At 54.5% G+C, this 2,417-nt stretch carries 3 protein-coding genes; 2 read left to right on the top strand and 1 reads right to left on the bottom strand.

The features are described from left to right. The first annotated feature begins 246 nt into the window (after positions 1–246). Together ASE94_RS20385 and ASE94_RS01910 are read left to right on the top strand one after the other, a co-directional pair. On the top strand, positions 247–957 hold the full coding sequence (locus tag ASE94_RS20385) for a DUF1428 domain-containing protein (RefSeq protein WP_082460779.1): 711 nt from the start codon (positions 247–249) through the stop codon (positions 955–957). A 607-nt stretch (positions 958–1,564) separates the two neighbouring features. Then, positions 1,565–1,717, top strand: coding sequence for a hypothetical protein (locus ASE94_RS01910; protein ID WP_156351751.1), 153 nt, complete (start codon positions 1,565–1,567; stop codon positions 1,715–1,717). Between the two features lie 490 nt (positions 1,718–2,207). On the opposite strand, the gene ASE94_RS21305 is transcribed toward ASE94_RS01910, so the two are convergent. Beyond that, positions 2,208–2,417: hypothetical protein (locus tag ASE94_RS21305; protein WP_210166225.1), on the bottom strand; the 210-nt coding region annotated here is incomplete at its 5' end.

The raw sequence follows: 2,417 nt of genomic DNA, 5'->3' as shown, positions 1-2,417 counted from the left end.
AGACAGGACGAAACGCATGAAACCTCTTACGTAGCTCTGACCGCGCAGGACGGCAACACTGTTCTAGCGACCCAAAGATAACTGCGGCAAGCGGCAACTGGCAGGCTTTGTGGGATTGGCAACCTATGTCCGCTGTGGGGTCGGATTCTGACCCAGGCGATTGGAATAAAAACTACTTACAGATGTCGAAAGCGGGATTTCCCATTCGTTCAATAGGAAGACGCAACTGGATAAAGGGTAATTTTGATGTCCTACATTGATGGCTTCGTGCTGGCCGTTCCCGCCGCCAACAAAGAACAATACATCGTTCATGCCCGCGCCGGGGCTGACTTGTTCAAGAAGTTAGGCGCTACACGTTTGGTAGAGGGTTGGGCAGATGATGTGCCGTACGGACAGCAAACCGACTTCTATCGTGCTACCAAGCTGCAAGCGGGCGAAGTGCCACTCTTTTCATGGGTCGAGTATCCAGATCGTGCCACCCGGATGAAGGCCGGTGAGGACATGATGAACGATCCTGACGTGCAGACCATGTCTGAAATGCCGTTCGACGCCACGCGCATGATCTATGGCGGTTTCGAAGTGATCAATGACACCGGAGCCGGGGCCAAGCCGGGATACATTGATGGCATGATCTCTCCGATCCCGATCGCCAACAAGGAAGCGTATCGTGCCGCGGCCCGGGCCCAGGCACCCCTGCTTATTGAACAAGGCGCCTTACGCGTCGTCGACACTTTGGGCGATGATGTCCCTCCAGGTAAGACCACCGACTTTCAACGAGCCGTCGCCACCAAAGCCGACGAAACCATCGGCTTCTCCTTTATCGAGTGGCCGTCACGGCAAATACGGGACGCCGCTTGGACTATTCTTATGAAAGATCCTCGGATAGCCCCCGACCCCTCAATCTGGGACGCCTCCCGTTCAATCATGGGCGGCTTCGATCCGGTTGTTGATCGGTAGCAAGTACATTGACCCTTCTGCCTAATTAAGTAAGCCAGCGGCATGGCGCTTCAGGTGCCAGCCGCTGGCGTGCGATCTGCCAGATGTTTGCCGATACGGCCGCTTTCAAGATTAATAGCCAAACTGTCCGATGTCCGAATAGGGTCATTCCCGGAAACAACCATCGCCGACTTCGGTACTCGTATTGCCTAAGCTGCATCTTGCCACGTTACTGTTGACGACCGCTGCGGTGAAATCTCCCACATGGGCGTGGAGCAGCACCGACCTGACCCGCATGGCGGAGAACAACGGCCTCATCAGCGTAGTGACCACAATTCCCAAGTTCGACATTGCCAGGCCTGCTTCTAGATCGACCGTTTCTAGAATGGTTCAATTGCGAGACGATTGGGCCCTGGATGACACGCACATGGACGCGACAGAAAATTCTGCCACCGGCGCTCTGTTGCAGGCGTGTATCGAAACAATACTTCCAGTGCTCGCCTGAACTCTCCCCCCAACTGTCTGGGCTTTGAGACACTAAAGCCGGAGATTGGGACACTTTGACCTTACGGGAACACGCAGACTTTTCGTTTGAATGATAAAGAGGCTCTCGTTCAAGGAGCCTCGCATGACCAAGCAGAACAAGCATCCACGTTCAGTCGTCAAAAAACCGTCTGATGAACTTCCGGACAGCGCACTTGATAAGGTTGCGGGTGGCGGAAACAGCGGAGTCCAAGGCGAGGGCATGACGGAAAACCCGCGGTACGATAAGCCGCAGTAGCGTCATGGGGCGTGAATTACCACCCTAACTTCCTAAGTGTCGTAAATGTCGCCATGGTGCGGGGTGTTTGCACGGCTAAGCGAATGCTTAAACACCGCTGCCGCGCCCAAAACGGCGCCGACATTGCTTGGAAAGAATGTCCTCATGCTCGCTCTCCCTTTATGGGAAGAACGGTAGGCTTTCTGGCCAAGTTTCCAATCTATCCGATTGAGCTAGACCCTTCCGCCTCATCATCAAGTGGGCGTAAGGCTGGCCCAAAAAAGAACCCCTGCGCCAAAGAGGGATCGCAGGGGTCTAGATAAGTCGGGGATGCTACTCCAACGTAGCGACGATCAACGTCCTTAGTCTTCCGCCGTTCCAATGACGCTGAGGGGCACTGAGTTCGCTTAATCTAAGTGATGGCGGCAGCCAAAAAGGCTGGATACTAGCGCACGGTTTCGAAGATGTAGCGAGCATCCATTCCATGAAGGTCCGTGCCTACCGCCTAGAGTTAGAGGGGGTGCTTTGGGTCTTGCTGGTTGATCCAGCAAGGTTCAACGAGATTCCTGAAGTCCAGCGCGAATACAAGTGGCGATCGGTCGGCGACATAGATATTGGCCAGCGCGCACCCCGTAACGCTCTCCACGCAATGAGCGACCTTTGAGCTGCTGCCGGTTTTGAGGACACCAAGATAAGGTGTTTTTGGAACTGGAGAGTTTTG

The sequence above is a fragment of the Devosia sp. Leaf64 genome, from assembly GCF_001421945.1.
In the GTDB taxonomy this organism is placed as follows: Bacteria; Pseudomonadota; Alphaproteobacteria; order Rhizobiales; family Devosiaceae; genus Devosia.
Note: the sequence above shows the minus strand (reverse complement) of the source record. Positions and strands in the feature narration are given on the sequence as shown.

Bases quoted from the DNA above. Each gene is read 5' to 3' on its own strand.
- ASE94_RS01910 (WP_156351751.1), top strand. From the start codon at position 1,565: ATGACCAAGCAGAACAAGCATCCACGTTCAGTCGTCAAAAAACCGTCT.
- ASE94_RS20385 (WP_082460779.1), top strand. From the start codon at position 247: ATGTCCTACATTGATGGCTTCGTGCTGGCCGTTCCCGCCGCCAACAAA.